The organism is Psychroflexus salarius (assembly GCF_900129035.1).
Classification (GTDB): domain Bacteria; phylum Bacteroidota; class Bacteroidia; order Flavobacteriales; family Flavobacteriaceae; genus Psychroflexus; species Psychroflexus salarius.
Window position 1 is genome coordinate 19,372 of record NZ_FQTW01000010.1, and the last position, 20,963, is coordinate 40,334.

The following is a 20,963-nucleotide window of genomic DNA, read 5'->3' on the forward strand; positions in this document are numbered from 1 at the left end:
ATAATTTTATTGAAGTATAACGAGTTTTTCGTATTTTTCTTGTTTTTGATTTGTAATTGTAGATCTCACAGTTAGTTTATAGATATAAACACCTTTACCGATTTTTTGACCAAAATCATCTAAGCCATTCCAGGTAATATCCTTAGACAGAAATCCGCTTGTATTTACCATTTGATTGTGCGTCCAAACAACTTTTCCTGTCACGGTAAATACCTGAACTTGAACTTCTAGCGGCTCAAATGGCCTATTGTGATTAAACCAAAACTCAGTATAGTCAATAAAAGGATTTGGATAATTTAAAACATTACTAAGCTGCAACTCATCATTACTACTCACCACAAAATTAAGGGTTGAAGTAGATGAGTTATTATAAACATCCCAAGCTTTAAAACTTAAAGTATGCGGTCCAGGCTCTAAATCTTTAAGCTGATAGTAAACCTGACCTGACTGATAAGTATCTGTTGCGGCCTCGTAGTATTCATTTAAAATGATTGGATTTTCTTCATCACCATCTAATATAGCAACAATGTCATGACCTATTCCGCCAGCTGTATTAATACCGTTATTATCTTCTAAATTTGCTAAGATAAAGGGATTTGTGTTGGTAATTCCTCCGTCAACAAAATTTTCATCATTCATATAGAGATTAATTAGTGGTCCTTCTTGATCGTCATCTGCATTTTCATTCAAACCACCAATAGAAATGCTTGTATTGAAACCGCTATACTCATTGAGCGCTTGATTTTGTAAGGAATAAAAGCTAAATCGTCCTTCACCTTCATCTATTCTGGTGTCTTTAGGTAAAACAAAGTTAAACTCAAATTCGCCATTTGTAACACTCGCTTTTCCCTTGAATAAAATTTCGCCGAGTGTGGTAAAATCCATTATTAATAGTTCTCCATTTTCAGTAACACCATCATTACCAAGAGTTGAACGTTCTATGCGTTTATCAAATAGCGTCAAGGTTACTTCACCATTATAATCATCAATTATTTGACCATTAGGAGAAACCAACTGTCCAGTGACTTTATTTTGGCTTAAAGCCTGTAGGGTTTCAGAAAACTGTGCAATTGGCTGGTCATTTATTTGTGTAATGTTTACACGAGGTTCGGGCAATGGTAATTTCATTGCAGGGTCACCAATATAGAATACGATGCGTTTACCATTACCAGATAAGTTATTTTTTGCTCTCACAACAGACTCAGCAATAGTCTCATCTAAATTGTCATAATCAAATAAAAATGGTGCAAAGACATTATTAAAAGCAACTCCTGCAGAAACAGTAATTGATCTCGTGGTTGTCACTAAGGCAACCGCACCACCGTTATTATTCCAATAAGTCAGTTCGCCGCCAGTAACTCTTAGTGGATTATCAAACTTTGTAAAGTCACAAGTAATGGTTACGAATACATTGTAGCGATTAGGATGTGTCCAGTTTTGTGCTTGTGTTTGCGAAACCAAACGTTCTTGAGCCAAGCCATCTTCACCACCATGTCCAAAATAGTTAACTACAACAGCGCCAACCTCAATAGCATCATTAATTGCCTTAACAGCTTCAGGGTAACGATCGCCACCAGCTGATGGTTGCTGCTGAAAAGCATCAGCATGTATTTTTTTTACATTAATACTTGGTTTGTTAGCTGATATTTCATCGCCTAATTGATCTAGCTGAAGTTGCAAATCTTGAAATTCAAATGCTTCATCAACATCATCTGAAATCAAAATAAAATTATTACGCCAAGGCTCAAGCGCAGCTCTAGACTCATGATCTATAATTTTATTGATTTGAATATTAGCCTGGCTAGGCGTTTCGGCAACTATGCGACCTACGGCAATATCCATTTTTTCTGAAGCCAACATTAAACCTTCATCAGGATCCATCATGGTATAAAAATCATCAGACATAAAAGAGCTACTCGTATCTGAAAAACTCCCGTAACTTTGGTAAGTTGGAACTACATTTGTATTTCCGGTAAGGCGATTTTTATAATCGACAGACGTATCGCCTATAAACCCGAGATACTTCAACCTTTTATCAGGACTAGAGGCGTTTTGGTAAACATAACGCACAAAATTTCTGATAGCACCAATATCTTGTTTACCTGAATTAAATTCTTCATAAATATGTGATAGCTGAACAACCTTTACATTAAGACCATCACGGTTTCTACGGTAATTGGCTAACTTTTCAGCAGCTGAAAGAAAATCACTTCTCGCAATAATTAAATAATCGATATCTTGAAAATTACCATTAACTGAATTAAAAATAGTTCCTTTTAAGTTAATCGCGTTGGGATTGACATTTCCAGCTTCAATTCTTGGCGTAAGATAGGTTGAAGTTACTGCGACATAGGTCTTAACTTGCCCCATATTGGCTTTGAAACTAAAATTTGAAAGTTCTTGGGCATTTTGAATAGAGGTAACATCGGTAAAGTTGCTAACATCCCAAATTTGATTGATTTGACTAGCGTTTTCAAATTGATACTGCACAACACCTGGTTGATTTTCTACGATTGGATGGTAAAATTTAAACTGCTCACTAGAACCTGCTAAGGCACGTTTTGCTTTTACACTTATTAAATCTAGAAAACCTGCCGCACTTGGGTTACCTTGCTTATTGTAGGTCAAACTAATATTAACTTCATCTGAGTTTGAGTTGAAATTACCAAAAAAATTGCCACCAGTAGCTGTCGAAATTTGGCTATTAGCTGCAAAATTAATCGTGCCAACTTCATTAGAATTTGCACTGATATTCATAGAACTAGTTAATGCAGAAACTGCTCCAGCATAAACTTTTAACTCGATTGGTTCAGAGCTTATTAAATTCTCAAACTCAAAATTGTAATCACGTTGTGTTTCAATATCAAAACGATCGCCAAACCAACGTCTACCAACCAAAGCAAGGCTAACCTCATCAACTTCATAAAATTGCTCTTCCTCAAACTCTGTAAGTATTAAACTTGGCGGTTCAGCAGGCTGCGTAAAGCTTAAAACCCGCTTTGGTGAAGTACCATTAATACCAATATAATAGTAAGCACGATCAGCATATGCGTTGACAAAGGTTTGACTTGTTTCATTCCACTGTCGAGTTGTTGTCGCATAGAACAAAACATAATCATTAGCGTTAAAAACACCATCACCACCATCGACAACTTGAATTGCTAATTTCGGTGGATCAAAAAATTGATTTTCAGAATTTCGAAGTGGAAGCATACCGCCGCCATGACCATAAACATGTATTGAATTTGAACTTAAATTGTCTAAATCAACACCTAATTGCTCTAAAAAAGCACCAGAAATTCTATGAACACCGTCATCTTCAACATAAAATTTGTACATATTGGAGGTCGCAAAAACAGAATTACTAATACTAGGTACTGTTTTAGGTGAAGTTCGAGTTGAACTAAATTCAGAGGTCTTTACCAAATCAAAACGCATCAATTTTTTAAGAACGCCATTTTCCTCAATAATAGGTGGTAAACTTAAATTGAAGAAAGCGGTTTTACCAGCATAACTTATAGAAGTTCTAAAATTATTTTTAGCTTGATTAGGCTTAATATGCTGAATTTTATTTTTTGAAATAGGTTGGTAAACTAAGTTGGTAATTTTATAGCTGTTTTGAGATAATTTCCAAGAACGCTCGTATCTCAATTCTTTTGATGCTGGATTATATGACAAAAATTCTTGACTAAAACCATGTATAATAAATCGACCTTCTTGATCATTGACTAAGTTAACATCCTTCCAATTAATTGAAATAGTTTCGGTTTGTGAGTAAGCTAGGTTAAACACAAAAAAAATAGCAAACAAAAACTTAGAATATAATTTCATTAATTTTAAAACGTCTTGTAAATGCTTATAGTATTCAATGCAAAATTAATTTTTAAGTGATGTTTTTAAACATCTTTTCATTTTTTTTTGATTATAAAAAAATATTCTTGTTAATACAGCGTTAATTATTATATTGCGAGCCTAAATAGTCAAGTCAAACAAGTTAATTATGAAAATTAAGAATATCCTTAATATTGGTGTTACAGTTTTAGGAGCCTTTGCTTTAATAAGTTGTAATAATTCAAGAGATTATTCTAGCTCATCTAGAGCCACTGGTTGGGATTTAAGTGGAAAAAAAGGTGGTCTTGAATATAAAACAGACTATGAATCTAAAGAGCCTGCTCCAGGCTTAGTTTTTGTTGAAGGTGGAACATTTACAATGGGTCGTGTTCAAGATGATGTAATGCATGATTGGAATAATTCACCTACACAACAGCACGTTCAATCTTTTTATATGGATGAAACTGAGGTTACCAATTTAATGTATTTAGAATATTTAAATTACCTTAAAGAAGTTTATCCACCAAGTGAAGAACGATATGCAAATATTTATAAAGGTGCATTACCAGATACACTTGTTTGGAGAAACCCGCTTGGTTTCTTAGAAAACATGGTTAATAATTATTTAAGACACCCTGCTTACCAAAACTATCCAGTTGTTGGTGTTAATTGGATTCAAGCAACAGAATTTAGTAAGTGGCGTACAGACCGTGTTAACGAAAAAATTGCAGCTGATGAAGGCTACGTGGCTAGAGATGCCTATAGAAATGCTTCAGCTGAATCTAACTTTACAACTGACACTTATTTAAACGCACCATCACAAGTCTATGGTGGAAACGATTCAATTACAAGAGCTGGAAAACAAACTCAGCGTAAATTAAACAGAAAAAATTCTGACTCAACTAATATCTACGTACAGAAGAAAGATGGTGTTTTTTATCCTGAATACCGTTTACCTACAGAAGCAGAATGGGAATATGCTGCAGTAGCGCAAACTTCGGTTAGAGATTATAATTCCTACAAAGGCCGAAAAAAATATCCTTGGGATGGCGAATACACACGTTCAAGTAAGCGTAAAACTTTAGGTGACCAAAAAGCTAATTTTAAACAAGGTGTTGGTGATTACGGCGGAATTGCAGGCTGGAGTGATGATGGTGCTGATATTACAACTGAAGTTAAATCTTATGAGCCTAACGATTATGGTTTATACGATATGGCTGGTAATGTTGCGGAATGGGTTGCCGATGTTTACAGACCTAGAGTTGATGTTGAATTTAATGATTTTAATTACTATCGTGGTAACGTTTATACTAAAAATGCGATCGGAAAAGATGGTAAAGTTGAAATTTTAGGAGCTGACGATGTCGTTTATGACACTTTAAGTGACGGTAAAATTATCGCTAGAAATTTACCTGGCGAAATCAAAAAAGTTGGAATTGACGAAAAAGAAACTTACTTGAGAACTAATTTCTCAAGAAGTAACAATAAGAATTTTAGAGATGGTGATAAAGCCTCGTCAAGATATTTTAAACAATCAGGCAGTAACAATTCTGATAACAAGATGTATAATTCTCCAGAACACGAAGTTACAGCCGCTAATGGTAAACTAGATCGTAAATATGATGAATCGAATTCTAGAACTACTCTAATAGATGATAGTGTACGTGTTTATAAAGGTGGCTCTTGGAGAGATCGCGCTTATTGGTTAGATCCTGCACAAAGACGCTATTTCCCACAAGATATGGCAACAGATTTTATTGGGTTTAGAAACGCCATGTCTAAAACAGGCTCTAAAACATTTAAAGGTCGAAAAACTAGAAATTAATATTGTTTAAACTTATAAATTACTCATAATGCCCTAATTTTGAATTAGGGCATTATTTTTTATAACAACCTATATGGACATAAAGCAACTTCATCAACTCTATTTGCAATCATCTGGGATTAGCACAGATACTAGAACACTTAAAAAAAATCAAATCTATTTTGCACTGAAAGGTGAAAACTTTGACGGTAATACTTATGCCAAAAAAGCGATTGAAAACGGTGCATTAAAAGCAGTAATCGATGCTGAAAATTACTATCAAAATAATTGTGTTCTTGTAGAAAACACACTATCAACCTTACAAAGATTAGCCAATTATCATAGGCGATATCTTAACTTACCAATTATTGCAATTACTGGCAGTAACGGAAAAACTACAACAAAAAAACTGGTATTAGAAGTCCTTAGTCAAAAATTTAAAGTAGCTGGTACAAAAGGAAATTTAAACAATCACATCGGTGTCCCTTTAACACTTCTGTCATTTGACAGCTCTATAGAAATTGGCGTTGTAGAAATGGGCGCAAATCACCAAAAAGAAATCGAAGCCCTCTGCAAAATTGCCGAACCTAGCTATGGTTATATTACAAATTTCGGTAAAGCACATTTAGAAGGATTTGGCGGTGTTGAAGGCGTAATTAAAGGTAAAAGTGAACTTTATGAATTTCTAATAGAAGCCAATAGAAAAATATTTATTAATAATGACGATGAAATCCAGATTAACAAAACACTAGATGCCAAGACTTACAGCATAGGCCAAAGCAAACTTTCACATTGTGTTGTATCATTTTTAGAGGCAAAACCCTACGTGAAAATTGAAGTTGATGGTGTAAAGATTCAAAGCCAACTATTAGGTGAATATAATTTTAAAAATATTTCTGCAGCAGTTGGAATTGGCAAATACTTTAGCGTTCCAATAAAAAAAATTCAATTTGCAATCGAAAATTTTCAGCCAGAAGCGATGCGGTCAGAGCTCATAACACGAAAAAGTTATCAAATTATTCTTGATGCTTATAATGCCAATCCTACAAGCATGAAATTAGCAATAGAAAACTTAAATCGTTTTGATTCAAAGAAAAAAGTGGCCATTTTAGGTGATATGTTTGAGATTGGAGAAAGCAGCTTTAAAGAACATCAGCAATTATTAGCCTATGCCCAATCCCTTCAACTAAACGAAATTTTATTATTAGGTAAAGAATTTAAAAAAGCTTCAGCTGAATTTAAAAACATAAGGCATTTTGATCGCGTTGAAAGCTTAATTAAGCATCTAAAACAAATCGACTTAACCGATAGTTCAATCTTAATAAAAGGTTCTAGAGGAATGAAATTAGAAGTCATTACTAATGAAATCTAAGTCAAAATTACCCAAAGTAAGTTTTTCTGAAATCAATAAAATTGCTATACCTGCAATTATAGCTGGGATTGCAGAACCTTTAATTTCACTAACTGACTTAGCTATTATTGGTAATGTAAAAGTCAATGCTGTTGAATCTCTTGCTGCTGTTGGATTGGTAGGTTCATTTTTATCAGCCTTAATATGGATTCTTGCCCAAACAAAAACAGCAATTTCGGCCTTGGTTTCACAACATTTAGGACAAAATAGACTCAATGCTGTTAAAACATTAGTTCCACAAACTTTAGCTCTAAATTTAATACTCAGTCTTATTGTTTATACAATTACCGCTTTTTTTGCTGAACTCATATTTTCGGCCTATAATGCTGAAGGTCAAATATTAGATTATGCCAAATCTTATTACCGCATAAGAGCACTCGGTTATCCTTTAACCTTAGTCACTTTTGCCATTTTTGGAGTGTTTAGAGGCTTACAAAATACACTTTGGGCCATGAAATGCAGTTTAATTGGCGGCCTAGTAAACGTAATTATGAGTTATGTCTTGGTTTTTGGAATCCCAAACATTATTAAGCCTATGCACCTTGAAGGCGCTGCCATTGCAAGCGTTATTGCTCAGGCTGTAATGCTGGTTTTAGCTTTATATTTTTACTTTAAAAAAACACCTTTTAATTTAAAGATTAGACTCTCACTTAACCCAAATCTAAAACCACTTATAAAAATGAGTGCCAACTTGTTTTTAAGAACCTTAGCTTTAAATATTGCCATTTATTTTGCTAATGCCTATGCCACAGATTATGGTAAGAATTATATCGCAGCCCAAAGTATTTTAATGAATATATGGCTGTTTTTTTCATTCTTTATAGATGGCTATGCCAATGCTGGCAATGCCATTGGCGGCAAACTTTTAGGCGAAAAAGCTTATCAAAAACTTTGGCTTTTAAGCAAAGACATCAGTAAATATGCTGTTATTATCGCAATTAGCCTTGGCTTAGTTTGCGCCCTATTTTATAGTGAAATCGGGTTAATTTTTAATAAAAATCAAGCTGTATTAGCTGAATTTGAAAAAGTGTTTTGGATTGTACTTCTCATGCAGCCTATTAACGCTATTGCATTCATGTTTGATGGTATTTTTAAAGGCCTTGGCGAAGCTGTATATTTAAGAAACTTATTACTAGTGGCTACTTTCGGAGGTTTTATCCCAAGTCTTTTAATTGCTGATGCATTCGGGCTTCAACTATACGGAATTTGGATTGCATTTTTTATATGGATGCTCATCCGAAGTTCAGCGCTTGTCATTCAATTTAAGCAAAAGTATTTAGCTAAAGTTTAATGCCGAATTAACAAATGCTTATTAGTCATTTTAGCTAGTTTCTTTTAAGTTTATGCTATGAAATTTGATAGAACAACTGCCGGCTTTAGATTCCAACAAAAATCAGAAGACTCTACTTCTTTATTTAATCAACTATTAGAAATTTTTAAAGAATTAATTACACATACTTCTGGTGATGTTGACGAAGCAATTGATTGGCTAAAAGAGCTTGACAAAGCCTATCAACTTACTAATGAAGATTATACAATTGACGATTTCATTGAAGAGTTGAAGCAAAAAGGTTACCTTCGAGAAGAAGTTGCTCAAAAAGGCACACCACAGCTTAAAATTACAGATAAAACAGAGCAAGCCATTAGAAAACGTGCGCTTGAACAAATTTTCGGAAAATTAAGAAAATCTGGTCGAGGCCAACACAGCTCAAAATTCACAGGCAACCAAGGTGAGTTTACAGGTGATTTAAAAAACTATCAATTTGGTGACAGTTTAGACCATGTTTCGATGACAGAGAGTTTAAAAAATGCGCAATCGCGAGGATTTGACAGCAAACTCACTGAAGACGATCTGGTTGTTAAAGATCTTTACTACAAAACTCAAATGAGTACTGTTTTAATGATTGATATCAGCCACAGCATGATTTTATATGGCGAAGACCGTATAACACCAGCCAAAAAAGTGGCTATGGCATTAGCTGAATTAATTACAACGCGTTACCCAAAAGATTCACTTGATATTTTAGTATTTGGCAACGATGCCTGGACCGTAAAAATTAAAGATTTACCATATCTTAATGTCGGCCCTTATCATACTAACACCGTGGCTGGACTTGAGTTAGCCATGAAGATTCTACGGCGCAAAAAACAGGCTAATAAACAAATTTTTATGATTACCGATGGTAAGCCTAGTTGTTTGAGATTAAATGATGGCCGCTATTATAAAAATAGCGTAGGTTTAGACGATTATATAACCAACAAATGCTATCAGAAAGCAGCTGAAGCGCGAAAACTTAATATACCAATTACGAGTTTCATGATAGCTTCAGATCCATACCTACAAGAATTTATTAAAGACTTCACAAAAGCCAATCAAGGTAAAGCGTACTATTCTGGACTTAAAGGGCTTGGTGAGATGATTTTTGAAGATTACGAACAAAACAGAAAGAAAAAATTATAGCAATGATGCAAATCAATAACATAACTACATTAGGCGAATTAAAAGAAACTGGCTACCAATCTAAATCAATTAAAAACGAATTACGTGATAATTTAATTTCTGCAATTAAAGCCAAAAAAAATAGTTTCACAGGAATTCACGGTTATGAAACCACAGTCATTCCACAGCTTGAACAAGCCATATTAGCAAAACATAACATTAACTTACTAGGTTTAAGAGGTCAAGCTAAAACCAAAATTGCGCGTCAGTTAATTGAATTATTAGATGAGTATATACCTGTTGTTGAAGGTTCTGAAATTAATGACGATCCGTTTAATCCAATTTCATCATATGCTAAAAACCAACTTAAGGAAAAAGGTGATGAAACCCCAATAACCTGGCTTCATCGCAGCAAGCGCTTTGCTGAAAAATTAGCAACGCCGGATGTCACAGTAGCCGATTTAATTGGCGATATTGACCCTATTAAAGCATCAAATTTAAAATTAAGCTACGCAGATGAACGTGTTATTCATTACGGTATGATTCCGCGAGCCAATCGATGTATTTTTGTTATTAATGAACTGCCCGATTTACAAGCACGAATTCAGGTGGCATTATTTAATATATTACAAGAAGGTGATATCCAAATTCGAGGCTTCAACTTAAGACTTCAACTAGATTTAGAATTTGTATTTACCGCTAATCCTGAAGACTATACCAATCGTGGTAGCATTGTAACACCCTTAAAAGATAGAATTGGCTCTCAAATTTTAACGCACTATCCAAACGACATCAACATATCAAAAACCATCACAAAACAAGAAGCACAACTCACCGATTTTCAAAAAGAACACATTCATATCCCTGAATTTGCACACAGCTTACTTGAACAAATCGCTGTAGAAGCCAGAGACAATGAATATATAGATGCCAAAAGCGGTGTAAGTGCACGCTTAAGCATTTCAGCTTTTGAAAATTTAGTGAGTACTGCCGAGCGCCGGATGCTATTGGCTGGAGACCAAGAAACTCAAATTAGAATGAGTGATTTTATAGGAATAATTCCGGCTATTACAGGAAAAATAGAACTCATGTATGAAGGTGAAGAACTTGGTGCCGAACAAGTTACACTTCAACTACTCGAAAATGCCATTAAATCATGCTACAATGCAACTTTCCCAGAAATAAAAAAATTGACAAAAAAAGATGAAGACCAAGCTCATGATAGCATCATCAATTGGTTTTTAGAGCATGAAATTGATTTTATTGTAGATGATAATAATCAAGAATACATTAGTAATCTAAAAAAAATTAAACCTTCAATTGAATTTGTTCAAAAGCATCTTAACCAAGTTGAAGACACAGAACTTTATTTTTATACTGATTTTATTATTTGGGCTTTAGCAGCTTTCAATAAAATAGATCGTATTACAATAGATAATAAAATTAATTTTAAAGATAGTTTTAGTAATTATATAAACGATTTATAATGCAAGTAGAACTTCCAAAAGCGCAAGAAACACAACAATTTGAAGACGGTTTTAATCTTGAAGTTTTCTTAACTGAAAACTGGTTTTATTTGGTAAGTTTTATTTTGGTTGTGCTTTTAGTTTACATGCAATACAAACGCAAAAAAAGCTAAAATTTAAATTCAAGGCATAAAAAAACCGAATTTCTGAAACGAAATTCGGTTTTTTGTTGGCCTACTAGGGCTCGAACCTAGACTCTTCTGGACCAAAACCAGACGTGTTGCCAGTTACACTATAGGCCATTAATTCGGGTTGCAAATATAAAACCTATTTTAGTTTACACAAAAAAATAAATCAATTTTTTTTAGAAAATATTTTTCAGGAAATAAGCCAACTAAATTATCGTTAAAGGCTTGTATTAAGGTTAAATTATAATCCTTATTTTCGCTAATTAAATTAACTTTCATGAAGCAGCTTAATTTTTCATTTTGGAATAAAATCTTAGCATGGCTGGCCTTTGCTATTGCCCTACTTACCTATGCTTTAACAGTAGAACCTACGGCAAGTTTTTGGGATGCTGGAGAGTATATTTCTACTTCAGCTAAGTTACAAGTTGGCCACCCACCTGGCGCACCATTTTACCAAATATTTGGTGCGTTTTTTTCGATGTTTGCACTTGATAATTCGCAAATAGCGCTCATGGTTAATCTCATGTCTGGTGTTGCTTCAGCATTTACAGTCTTATTTATGTTTTGGACAATTGTCCTAATCCTAAAGAAATTTGTAAAGTTAGAAACATCAGACTCAGCAACTAAGATAGCTGTTTTAGCAAGTGGTTTTGTAGGCTCTTTAAGTTTTGCTTTTACAGACAGTTTTTGGTTTAGTGCTGTTGAAGCCGAAGTTTATGCCATGGCCATTTGCATTATGGCAGCAATGTTTTATGTTGCTATGCTGTGGGAACGTGATATGCTTCAGCCACGTGGTAACCGCTGGTTAATCTTAATCTGTTTTCTCATTGGCTTATCTTTTGGTGTTCATTTTATGGGCTTATTAACTATTCCGGCCATAGGTCTACTCTACTATTTTAAGCATACCCAAAAAATCACCATCAAAAACTTTGTGATTGCTCATGTGGTCGTGATTGCTATTTTGCTTTTTATCTTTAAACTCTTATTACCATACACTTTAAGCTTATTTGGTAAAACAGAAGTCTTTTTTGTGAACAGTTTAGGCTTACCATTTCATTCAGGTACGATATTCATGGGAATTAGTATTATAATTGCATTTGTGCTATTGCTGAAGTATTCTCATCAGCACAACTACAAGCTACTTAATACCGTAACGCTTTCTATATTATTTATATTTATTGGCTTTTCTAGCTGGGTAATGCTGCCTATCAGGGCAAATGCAGGTACTGTTATTAATGAAAATAACCCAAGTAGCGCCAGAGCCTTGCTGGCTTACTACAATCGTGAACAGTATCCAGAACAAAAGCTGTTTTATGGTCCTCAATTCACAGAACTTTACGCTGGTTTAGATCCTGAAAATCCTTACTACGATGATGAACCAAAATATGAAATGAATCACGAGTTAGGTAAATATGAAATTGTGAATCAGTATAAAAACCACAAACAAAACTCTGATGATGCTCAAAAAACATTTTTGCCACGCATGTGGAGTACTGAACATGCAGCTAATTATTTAATGTTTACTGGTGCTTTAGACTTAAGTGTTAAAGCAGAATATCAAGGTGAATCTGAATTAATTTCAACCGTTGCACAATACAATAACAGATTTAAAAATGGTGAAATTTCAACTGAAGAATATGCTGGGTTTTTGCAAAAATTCAGCCCTTATTTAAACATCTCTAAACCTTCAACTGCAGCTAATTTCAACTATTTATTTCAATATCAAATAGGCTACATGTATTGGCGCTATTTTATGTGGAATTTTGTTGGCAGACAAAACGACGAACAGGGTAAACTAACCGATTTTAATGGTAACTGGATTAGCGGTATCGATGCTATAGATGAAATTTTCCTTGGCAACCAATCTGAATTACCCGAAGAAATAAAAAATAATCGGGCAAGAAACACCTACTACTTTTTGCCTTTAATTTTGGGGATTATAGGCTTGCTGTTTCATTTAAGAAAAGACATTAATTTCTTTTGGATTCTTACCGTGTTTTTTCTCTTCACAGGAATTGCTTTAAAGATTTATTTAAATGAACGCCCATTTGAACCAAGAGAACGAGATTATGCCTTAGTAGGCTCGTTTTACGTATTTGCTATTTGGATTGGAATTGGCGTTTTTGGGTTATTTGATGTATTAAAACATAAGCTAAATCCTAAAATTGCAGCACCGTTAGTAGGAATCGCTACGTTACTTGCAGTTCCAGCACTTTTAGCACAACAAAACTGGGACGACCATGATCGATCAAATCGATACACGACCTTAGCTATGGCTAAAAAGTACCTTGATTCTGTTGAAGAAAACGGAATCCTGTTTACGATAGGTGACAATGACACCTTTGCTTTATGGTATGCCCAAGAAATAGAAGGTTACCGACGTGATGTAAGAACAATTAATACAAGTTTATTTGCCACAGATTGGTATATTGACCAAATGCGGAGGAAAGCCTATAACAGCGAAGCCATTAAAACTTATTTAGAACATGATGACTATGCTTACAGTATTAATGATGCTGTGTTTTATCGCGATGATAAGCGATTTGCAGACACTTTAAGCATAGATAAATGGATGAAGTATATTAAAAGTGACCAGCCTTCAACAAAAGAAGAACTTGAAAATGGCCAAATTTACAATACTTTTCCTGCAAAAAAATTACGAATTCCGGTCGATATTCAACAGGCTATAAAAAGTAATAGTCTTTCAATTAAAGATAAAGACAAAGCTGTAGATGAGATTATTTTAAACTTAGAGGAGAACATTATTTATAAAAATCGCTTATTAATGCTTGATGTATTAGCCTCTAACGATTGGGAAAGACCAATTTACTTTACAGGCGGAAGTTATAATGACTCAGACTACTTATGGCTAAAAGACTATCTTCAACTGCATGGTGTTGTTTACAAATTAACCCCTATAAAAACACCTGTCAACCCGAATAATCCCTTTGATATGGGTAGAATTGATAGTGACAAAATGTACAAATTAGTCATGAATTGGGATTGGGGTAATTTAGGAAGCGATGATATTTATCACGACCCAGAAACGCGAAAAAATGCCATTACTTACCGCAGTAATCTAGCGCGCCTTTTAGAAAAATTGTTAGAAGAAAAGAAATACGATAAAGCTGAAGATATACTTGACTTAGCTATGGAGAAAATGCCCGTTAAATATTTTGGATTTGACACTTTATTAGAACCTTATATTTTAGGGTATTATGAAATTGGTAAACCAGAAAAAGCAAGAGAAATTTGGAGAAGTGTTGCTAAAAAATACCAAGATTGGTTGAAGTATTACAGTAGTTTAGATTTTGAAAAACAATATGAATATGCTCAAAAAATTTATACTGAAATTGAAAAGTACAGAAGTTTAGTTGATATTTTAATCATTGCTAAAGATAGTGATCTTGCTCGTCAAGAAGCTGAAAACTTCAATGGTTACTTAGACTTATTCGGTTTATTTAAAGGTGAAGATCTTGAAGCATCGCCTAATCAAGCTGTAGATTCAACTAATTCAAGTGAACTTTTTGAAGAAGCAAGACAAGACCTAGAATAATGCTAAGAAGCAGTTGGTATTATAATTTGCTTTATCCAAAACGGTTTTGGCGTTTTAAAGACAACAATGTTTATTTAAGCTTTGATGATGGACCAATACCTGAGGTAACGCCTTGGGTTTTAAAACAATTAAAACAATTTAAAGCCAAAGCAACTTTTTTCTGTATCGGTGATAATATTAAAAAGCATCCAGAAATTTTTCAACAAATTATAGATGAAGGCCATAGCATTGGCAATCATAGCATGCACCACTTAAATGGTTGGATAACAAATACTGAAGACTATATAGAAGATGTAAATAATTGTCAACAAACCATTAAACAATTAAATACAGACACTTGCTTATTTAGGCCACCATATGGCAAGTGTACTTCTAAACAAGCGAAAATTTTACACCAAAAGGGATTTAAAATCGTGATGTGGGATGTAATTACAAAAGACTATGATGCGGGAAAATCACCTCAAGACTGTTTTAAAATTTACAAATCACAAGTTAGAAATGGTAGCATTATTGTAATGCATGACAGTCAAAAAGCATTTAAAAACCTACAGTACATTTTACCAAAAATCTTAAACGAAAAACTTCATTTTAAGGCGATTTAATAGTTTTCCACAAGAAACCTTCGATAAGCCATTAGATCGCGCTGGATATTTAAAAAACTTATGAAAAAAGCCATATTAATAAGTTTGCTACTAGATTGAAATAATAAACAGTTCTAATTATGGGAAGCTTACAATGTCTGTTAATAAACAATAAATAATATGAAGAAAAAGTATCTTAAAAATGCAGCCGTTTTTGTAACTATTGTAATTATAGCTTTGATTTACGGTAACTTGAAAGAATCAAAACTTGATAAAAATGGAAAATATACAATTGGTAAAATTGAAAATATTTTTTGGGCTAAAGGAGGTATGTCTTGTTCCTACACTTATACTGTAAAAGATAAGAATTATGAATCCAAGAATTTCATATATGGAAATCAAGTAAAAGTAGGGGACTTTTATTATGTAAAGTATAATAAAAATTCACCGAATCATAATGAACTTATTTTTGAAAAAAAGGCTAAAAACTATGATGATTTAAAGTAGATAATCTAAATGTCTGAATTTATTATTTCGAACTATGCTAACAATACAAAGGGTTATAATACTGTAGTGAATGGGATAGAGAATAAGCATCAGACATATAATGGGAAAGAACATAAGGAAAGCTTAAATTTGAATGTTATCTGATTGGGGCGCTTCCTATATACCTGGTTTAAGTAAAAATATGGCCTCACCAGGAAATTATTTAGGACACAATGGGTTAAGATTTACAGGTAATGCATTTGGTGTTTTAGGTAGTGATCTTGTAAAAAAACAATTGTAATGATACTAAAAAGAATTAAATATAAAAAAGTACTTAAATACCTATTGATATCAATATTTGTTTTAATTTTAATGAATATTATTTATTCCTATATTTCTAAAACAGAAATCAAGAACATCTATACTAATAAAGCTTATACTATAGGAGTTTTATATGATATTGGAAATGCAGGTAGAGGAACTACATTGGCTAGTTATAAGTTTCGAGCTAAAAATATAACTTATAAAGGAGCTATTTCTTTAGCTACATTTGACAACTCAAACCCAAGAATTGGCAAAAACTACATAGTAGTTTATAATTCTAAAAATCCAAGTGACAATATATGCTTTTTAAACCTTGAAATTCATGATTCTATTAAGAATTATTTCAAAAAAGATAGCCTGAGTCAACACCCCATAGAAGAGTATCAACGCACTATAGATTCATTCTTTTTTAAAAGTCTTACAGGTGGCATAAATAAATACTTCCCACCCTATTATAAAAAAGAAGATTTTCCAGAATTGGAGTATCTATGGAAAGTAAAATAACTCAAGTAAAAGATTAGGTAAAAATGGACACCTGAAAGGATTAAAAATGGTCACCAAAATACAATAACATATTTAGCTCTTTCCCTTATATCATGGGGTATCAGGTTAAAAATCAAGGCTTAAAAAGTTGTCCCCAATTTGGACACCAAAAAAGTGGTTTTATATGCTAAAATATGTAACCTCTAAAAATAAAAAAGCCTTGAAAATCAACTATTTAGTAAAATTTAGTTGAATTTACAAGGCTAAAAGTCGGGGTGGCAGGATTCGAACCTGCGACCTCCTGCTCCCAAAGCAGGCGCGATAACCGGGCTACGCTACACCCCGAATAATATGGTAAATAATTTGATGGTATCGCTAAATCAAATTATCGTATATCTTGCGGAGAGACAGGGACTCGAACCCTGGCGACGTTTGACCGTCGACAGATTAGCAATCTGCTGCATTACCACTCTGCCACCTCTCCAATATTTTAAGAACTTATTTTAATGCGGGTGCAAATATAAAGGGCTTTTTTATTTTTGCCAAACTTATTGATATAATTTTTGAAAATATTTTACAAGCTTATTTATTGGCTGTTTCTTCAATCTTTATAATCAAATCATTTGCCGATAATACGCCTGATTGACGCCAAACCATCTCGCCTGACTTATAAAGCATATAAGTAGGCAAGTTTTTTACACGTAAGGCTTCAATAAGTTGCTCATTAGATTCTGCATTGATTTTTATTAGTTTAGCCGAATCTCCAACCGCTGCTGAAACATCTTTCAATGTTTCATGAATCACTTCACAGTTTTCATCCCAATCTGCAAAAAAATTCAGCAAAACTGGTTTTTCTAGATCTATTAATTCTCCAAACTTTGTCATAAGAGTTTGATGTTGGTTTCGTCTTACTAATGTAATAAAAAATTTAACTAAGGCTATCTTATTACTTAAATTACACCTTTTTAAACTTCAATTTTGCTCTAATTGTTAAATAGAACATGACTGGCACAACAACTAAGGTTAAGAATGTAGCAAAAATTAACCCGAAAATTACTGTCCAAGCTAAAGGTCCCCAAAAAACAACGTTATCGCCACCCATGTAAATTTTTGGATCATAATCTGTAAATAACGAAAAGAAGTCTATGTTTAAACCAATGGCTAAAGGTATTAAACCTAAAACAGTAGTTATTGCGGTTAATAATACTGGTCTTAAACGAGATTTACCACCAGCAGTAATTAATTCAAAATAATCATTTCTGCTTAGCATTTGATCGTCTTCTACATTATTTTCTTCTTTTTTACGATCGATTAAAATTTGCGTATAATCAACTAAAACAATGGCATTATTAACCACAATTCCAGCTAACGAAATTACACCCATCATCGTCATAATAACCACAAAATCCATTTGAAAAATAACCAAGCCAAACAAGACACCAACTAAACTTAAAATTACAGCTGATAAAATAATTACAGGTTTTGATATCGAATTAAATTGAGCTACTAAAATTAACAAAATACTACCTAGCGCTAATAGTAAAGCTTTCAACAAAAAGTCCATATTATTGGCTTGCTCTTCTTGTTCGCCTGTGAATTGATAAGTCATATTTTCCTGCTTATCATAATACTTCAACTCTTCTTTAATAGCGTTAACAATTTCAGTTGGATTATATCCTGCTAAAACATTAGAATAAACTGTTATCACACGTTTTAAGTCTTTCCGCTTAATTGCGTTGAAAGTCGCTGTAGGATTCTTTTTAATTAAAGCTGAAATTGGCACCTGCACAATTTGACCTTTTAGATTTCTAAAAGTAACTGGTTGATTAAATATGGCATTTTCATCATAACGCTGTGATTCATTAAAACGAACATTAATTTCATAATCTTCATCGTTATCTTTAAAGGTTGAGGCTTCCTGACCAAATACAGATCGTCTTATCGTTTGGCCTATCATTGCAGCTGAAATTCCTAGTTCGCCAGCTTTTTCACGATCAATTAGCAGTTCTAGCTCTGGCTTAGACTTATTAACATCTATTTTTAATTCTTCAATACCATCAATATTAAGCTCATTGATAAATGTTCTAACATCTTCAGCTTCTGCTAACATCTCATCGTAATTTTCACCTTTAACTTCAAGGTTAATTGGGTAACCTGCTGGAGGTCCGACCGCATCTTTTTCTACGATAATTGAGACACCTGGAAAACCTTTTACGGCTTGCCTTACTTCGGTTAACACTTGCGTACTTGATATATCACGACGCAATTTAAATTCACGTAATGTTAATGTCACTTTTCCTTTATGTGGCATTTCATTGGCCATTCCGCTGTTGGTGTTTGGGTTTCCAGCACCTTTACCAACTTGGGCAATGGCAGATTCAACCATGAAATTATAGCCGTCTTCATCTTCGTACTTTTTAATAGCTTCGTAAACTTTGGCTTCAACTTTTTTGGTTAAAGCATTGGTTTTGTCAATATCAGTACCTTCAGGGTACTCGATATAAGTCATAATTTGGTTAGGTTCATTTTCTGGAAAAAACAAAACCTTTGGTTGTGCTACACCAACTAAAAAGAAAGCCATAATCAATAAGGCAACTGTTCCAAAAAAGAAGACATAAGCCATCTTTTTATATAAAGCAAACTTTAATGTTTTTTCGTAAAAATATTCTAACTTTTTAAGCAACTTGAATTGAAAGTAATCTATAGCTTTTAGTAATAAAAACTTATAAACCCATAACATAATTGCTGTAAATATAGCAAGGTTACCAATGCCTCTAAAGGCTCCAAAATCTAATACAAATCCAGAAACAACAAGTGCAATACCTACTACAAAAAGAATTAAACTCCATCTAACTAATTGTTTTTTGGTAAACTCTTCTTCTTCAATTTTCATAAACTGAGAAGTCAACATCGCGTTGATGACTAAAGCTACAAAAAGTGAAGATGTTAAGACTACTGAAAGTGTGATCGGAAAGTAAATCATAAACTTACCTATAGTACCTGGCCAAAGTCCAAGCGGGAAGAATGCAGCTAAAGTAGTTGCGGTTGAAGCTATGATTGGCCATGCGATTTCTCCAATACCTTGTTTGGCAGCTTTAATTCTTGGCAAGCCTTGGTCCATCAAGCTATAAACATTTTCTACAACTACAATACCATTATCTACTAGCATTCCTAATCCCATCACCAAGCCAAATAGCACCATTGTATTTAATGTAAAACCAAGCGATGATAATACTGTCAAGGCTAAAAACATCGATAAAGGTATGGCTATACCAACAAATAAGGCATTTCTAAAACCTAAGAAAAACATTAAAACACCTACAACTAATATAACACCAAAAATGATGTTGTTTACTAAATCGTTAACTTGATTCTCGGTTTTAACAGATTGGTCATTGGTAATACTTATATCTAAATCTTCTGGGTAATAGCTGTTTTGTTCTTGTTTAACTAGCGCTTTAATTTGCTCGACAGCTTCAATCATATTTTTTCCTGCGCGTTTTTTAACGTCGAGCATGACAACAGGCTTAGTATGGTTTCTAGCAAATGTTGTTGGATCTTTTTCATGAAAATTAATTTGAGCAATATCACTTAAAAATACCGTACCGTCGTCAGACTTAACCACCATGTTTTTAAGTTGATTTGGTGTATCAATTTCACCGATAACACGAATGTTTTTCTGTAAACCATTCTTAATGACATTACCGCCTGAAATTGTTGTGTTTTCAGATCTAATGGCGTTAATAATATTATCAAAAGAGACTTTTGAAGCGTTCATTTTATAAATGTCAACTGCAACTTCAACTTCTTTTTCGTCTACGCCACGTATGCTTGCTTCTTTAATTTGAGGTAAAAGCTCTATTTTATCTTGTAAATGTTCCGCAAAATCTTTCAACTTTTGAGTTTTGTAATCGCCAATAAAATTGACGTTCAAAATCGGCATTTCTTCTGATATATTTAAATCAAAAACATTAGGCTCTACTTTAGCGCCATTGTCTAAAGTTGGCCAAGTGGTTTCAGACTTCACTTGGTCAACTTTATCTTTAATAAGTTGCTTTGCATTAGGAACTTCAATATCTTCTTCAAACTCAACAATCACCATAGAGTAATCTTGCATGGTTGTTGACGTTATTTCTCTAACACCTTTTACATTTTTAAATTCTTCTTCTAAAGGTTCAGTGATAAATTTTTCAATATCTTCAACTGAGTTTCCAGGGTTGATTGAACTCACATAAATTTTAGTTTCAACAATTTCAGGAAATGCCTCTCTTGGCATACTGTAATAGGATAACAGACCACCGAGTAAGATAATAGCTGTTATGACATAAACCGTCATTTTATTATCTATAGACCATGACGATATCCCGAATTCTTTGTAAGTGTTTTTGGCCAT

The 20,963-nt window shown here is 33.5% G+C and carries 14 protein-coding genes and 3 tRNA genes; 11 read left to right on the forward strand and 6 right to left on the reverse strand.

Features of this window, described 5'->3' with window-relative positions; all coding sequences use genetic code 11:
* Nucleotides 1-6: 6 nt before the first annotated feature.
* Nucleotides 7-3,831, reverse strand: a complete 3,825-nt coding sequence (gene porU / locus BUB82_RS10425) for a type IX secretion system sortase PorU (RefSeq protein WP_073193567.1) — start codon at nucleotides 3,829-3,831, stop codon at nucleotides 7-9.
* A 169-nt stretch (nucleotides 3,832-4,000) separates the two neighbouring features.
* Between porU and gldJ the strand changes: the two genes are divergently transcribed.
* The 6 genes from gldJ to BUB82_RS11795 all read left to right on the forward strand — a co-directional run bounded on the left by gldJ (nucleotide 4,001) and on the right by BUB82_RS11795 (nucleotide 11,125).
* The gene (gene gldJ / locus BUB82_RS10430) at nucleotides 4,001-5,656 is read left to right on the forward strand and encodes a gliding motility lipoprotein GldJ (RefSeq protein ID WP_073193568.1); all 1,656 of its coding nucleotides are present in this window, start codon (nucleotides 4,001-4,003) and stop codon (nucleotides 5,654-5,656) included.
* A 73-nt stretch (nucleotides 5,657-5,729) separates the two neighbouring features.
* On the forward strand, nucleotides 5,730-7,007 hold the full coding sequence (locus BUB82_RS10435; RefSeq protein ID WP_073193569.1) for a UDP-N-acetylmuramoyl-tripeptide--D-alanyl-D-alanine ligase: 1,278 nt from the start codon (nucleotides 5,730-5,732) through the stop codon (nucleotides 7,005-7,007).
* Nucleotides 6,997-8,337 carry an MATE family efflux transporter gene (locus BUB82_RS10440; protein ID WP_073193570.1) on the forward strand — a complete coding sequence of 447 codons (1,341 nt, stop codon included), beginning with the start codon at nucleotides 6,997-6,999 and terminating at the stop codon, nucleotides 8,335-8,337. The genes BUB82_RS10435 and BUB82_RS10440 overlap by 11 nt, the downstream gene beginning before the upstream one ends.
* Before the next feature lie 57 nt (nucleotides 8,338-8,394).
* Nucleotides 8,395-9,507 (forward strand): vWA domain-containing protein, encoded by a 1,113-nt coding sequence (locus tag BUB82_RS10445; protein ID WP_073193571.1) that lies wholly within the window; start codon nucleotides 8,395-8,397, stop codon nucleotides 9,505-9,507.
* Nucleotides 9,508-9,512: 5 nt separating this feature from the next.
* Nucleotides 9,513-10,973 carry a magnesium chelatase gene (locus BUB82_RS10450; RefSeq protein WP_073193614.1) on the forward strand — a complete coding sequence of 487 codons (1,461 nt, stop codon included), beginning with the start codon at nucleotides 9,513-9,515 and terminating at the stop codon, nucleotides 10,971-10,973.
* On the forward strand, nucleotides 10,973-11,125 hold the full coding sequence (locus BUB82_RS11795; protein ID WP_159432038.1) for a hypothetical protein: 153 nt from the start codon (nucleotides 10,973-10,975) through the stop codon (nucleotides 11,123-11,125). Before BUB82_RS10450 ends, BUB82_RS11795 begins: the two co-directional genes overlap by 1 nt.
* Before the next feature lie 56 nt (nucleotides 11,126-11,181).
* Here BUB82_RS11795 and BUB82_RS10455 read toward each other — a convergent pair.
* Nucleotides 11,182-11,254, reverse strand: a tRNA-Gln gene (locus tag BUB82_RS10455).
* Nucleotides 11,255-11,417: 163 nt separating this feature from the next.
* Between BUB82_RS10455 and BUB82_RS10460 the strand changes: the two genes are divergently transcribed.
* From BUB82_RS10460 to BUB82_RS10475, 5 genes are all read left to right on the forward strand, one after another.
* Nucleotides 11,418-14,696: a glycosyltransferase family 117 protein gene (locus BUB82_RS10460; RefSeq protein ID WP_073193572.1), complete on the forward strand. Its 3,279-nt coding sequence runs from the start codon at nucleotides 11,418-11,420 to the stop codon at nucleotides 14,694-14,696.
* Complete coding sequence (locus BUB82_RS10465; RefSeq protein WP_073193573.1) at nucleotides 14,696-15,298, forward strand: polysaccharide deacetylase family protein; 603 nt, start codon at nucleotides 14,696-14,698, stop codon at nucleotides 15,296-15,298. The genes BUB82_RS10460 and BUB82_RS10465 overlap by 1 nt, the downstream gene beginning before the upstream one ends.
* A 159-nt stretch (nucleotides 15,299-15,457) precedes the next feature.
* Complete coding sequence (locus BUB82_RS10470; protein ID WP_073193574.1) at nucleotides 15,458-15,784, forward strand: hypothetical protein; 327 nt, start codon at nucleotides 15,458-15,460, stop codon at nucleotides 15,782-15,784.
* A 133-nt stretch (nucleotides 15,785-15,917) separates the two neighbouring features.
* Nucleotides 15,918-16,064 (forward strand): hypothetical protein, encoded by a 147-nt coding sequence (locus BUB82_RS11800; protein WP_159432039.1) that lies wholly within the window; start codon nucleotides 15,918-15,920, stop codon nucleotides 16,062-16,064.
* A complete protein-coding gene (locus tag BUB82_RS10475) occupies nucleotides 16,064-16,591 on the forward strand; it encodes a hypothetical protein (RefSeq protein ID WP_073193575.1) in 528 nt (175 codons plus the stop codon). The genes BUB82_RS11800 and BUB82_RS10475 overlap by 1 nt, the downstream gene beginning before the upstream one ends.
* A gap of 249 nt (nucleotides 16,592-16,840) precedes the next feature.
* On the opposite strand, the gene BUB82_RS10480 is transcribed toward BUB82_RS10475, so the two are convergent.
* From BUB82_RS10480 to BUB82_RS10495, 4 genes are all read right to left on the reverse strand, one after another.
* Nucleotides 16,841-16,915: transfer RNA gene (locus tag BUB82_RS10480), tRNA-Pro, on the reverse strand.
* 55 nt (nucleotides 16,916-16,970) lie between these two features.
* A tRNA-Ser gene (locus tag BUB82_RS10485) sits at nucleotides 16,971-17,054 on the reverse strand.
* Between the two features lie 98 nt (nucleotides 17,055-17,152).
* Nucleotides 17,153-17,455, reverse strand: a complete 303-nt coding sequence (locus tag BUB82_RS10490; protein WP_073193576.1) for a thioredoxin family protein — start codon at nucleotides 17,453-17,455, stop codon at nucleotides 17,153-17,155.
* A 70-nt stretch (nucleotides 17,456-17,525) separates the two neighbouring features.
* The gene (locus BUB82_RS10495) at nucleotides 17,526-20,963 is read right to left on the reverse strand and encodes an efflux RND transporter permease subunit (RefSeq protein WP_073193577.1); all 3,438 of its coding nucleotides are present in this window, start codon (nucleotides 20,961-20,963) and stop codon (nucleotides 17,526-17,528) included.